This window comes from Phyllobacterium sp. P5_D12, from assembly GCF_054049495.1.
The window spans coordinates 1-1,512 of record NZ_JBFUMG010000812.1; the positions used below are offsets into that span (position 1 = coordinate 1).

Annotated in this window: 2 protein-coding genes and 1 pseudogene; all 3 read left to right on the top strand. The window is 56.9% G+C overall.

Annotation, left to right across the window (positions count from 1 at the left end; genetic code table 11):
- Nucleotides 1-292, top strand: a pseudogene (locus ACXJ5O_RS26660) (glutamate--cysteine ligase); the annotation flags it as partial.
- Between the two features lie 18 nt (nt 293-310).
- A complete protein-coding gene (locus tag ACXJ5O_RS26665; protein WP_457302537.1) occupies nt 311-1,054 on the top strand; it encodes an SDR family oxidoreductase in 744 nt (247 codons plus the stop codon).
- A gap of 80 nt (nt 1,055-1,134) precedes the next feature.
- On the top strand, nt 1,135-1,512 hold a 378-nt coding region (locus ACXJ5O_RS26670), incomplete at its 3' end, for a phosphoribosylaminoimidazolesuccinocarboxamide synthase (protein WP_457302538.1).

The following is a 1,512-nucleotide window of genomic DNA, read 5'->3' on the forward strand; positions in this document are numbered from 1 at the left end:
GACCTACCCGGAAGTACAGGCGCTGCGCGACGAGGTTCCTGCGAAAGGCCTGCGTGCCACGCTGCGCAATCGGTCTGTGCATGAAATATCGCGTGACGTGCTGGCGATTTCGCGGCTCGGCCTGAAGAACCGGGCAAAGCTCAACAGCGAAGGCTTCGACGAGACGCACTATCTCTCGTCGCTGGAGGAAGTTGTTGCGCGTGGAACAACGTCGGCTGAGCAGATGCTGTCGCAGTACAATACTGCTTGGGGCAGTTCCGTCGAACCGGCATTTCTGGAATACGCTTACTAGACAACTCGAGGATCGGCCATGACCAAAACCATTCTGATTACCGGCGCCAGCCGCGGCATCGGCCGATCGTCGGCAATTCTAGCAGGTCAGAGGGGCTGGTCGGTGGGCGTCAACTATGTCGGCAACAAGGCTGCGGCCGACGAAGTGGTTGAGGCCATCATTGCAGCGGGTGGCAAGGCAATAGCCATTCAAGGCGATGTCGCTGTCGAAACCGATGTCATCTCCATGTTCGAACAGACTGCCGAACTCGGCACTCTCGACGGTGTCGTGGTGAATGCAGGTATTGTTGCTCCTGGCTCGCGACTGATGGATATGGACATTGAACGTATGCGCCGCATCTTCGACGTGAACGTGCTTGGCGCCTATGTCTGCGCACGCGAGGGCGTACGCCATCTTGCCCGCTCACGTGGTGGCAATGGCGGTTCAATCGTTCTTTTGTCCTCTGCGGCCGCACGGCTCGGCGGACCGGGCGAATATGTCGATTATGCCGGATCGAAAGGTGCCATGGATACGCTGACGATCGGCCTGTCCAAGGAGGTCGGAGCGGAAGGTATTCGTGTGAACGCCGTCCGGCCCGGACTAATCGAGACCGATATTCATGCCAGCGGCGGCCAACCGGACCGGGCGCAGCGTCTTGGTGTTACCGCACCACTCGGTCGTGCGGGTACTGCCGATGAAGTCGGCCAATCCATTGTGTGGCTCTTGAGTGACGAGTCATCCTATGTGACTGGGGCCATCCTTGACGTAACTGGCGGACGTTGAGCCAAGCCTTACAATTGTGACTCCCCCTGCCCATTATCTGTGTTATGCGGGGCTACATCATTCATGCGGATTTCTGAACCATGCCGAAATACAAAGCGCTGTCCGAAGCCTATATTCCAGAATTGCCGAACTACTACAAAGGCAAGGTTCGAGAGAATTACGATCTGCCGGATGGAAGGCGCATTATCATCGCCACGGACCGCATCAGCGCATTTGACCGCATTCTTGCGTCCATACCACTGAAGGGTCAGGTGCTGACGCAAACGGCGCGTTTTCAGTTTGAACAGACGCAGGATATTTGCCCCAATCACGTCATCGAGTATCCAGATCCCAACGTACTGGTTTGCCGCAAGCTGACCATCCTGCCGGTCGAAATCGTCGTGCGCGGTTATCTTGCCGGAACAACCGGAACGTCGATACTGACGCTCTATAAGGCAGGTAAACGTGAAATGTACGGC

What these genes read in the sequence shown, in the direction of transcription:
- ACXJ5O_RS26665 (WP_457302537.1), top strand. Translation starts at nt 311, where the DNA reads ATGACCAAAACCATTCTGATTACCGGCGCCAGCCGCGGCATCGGCCGA.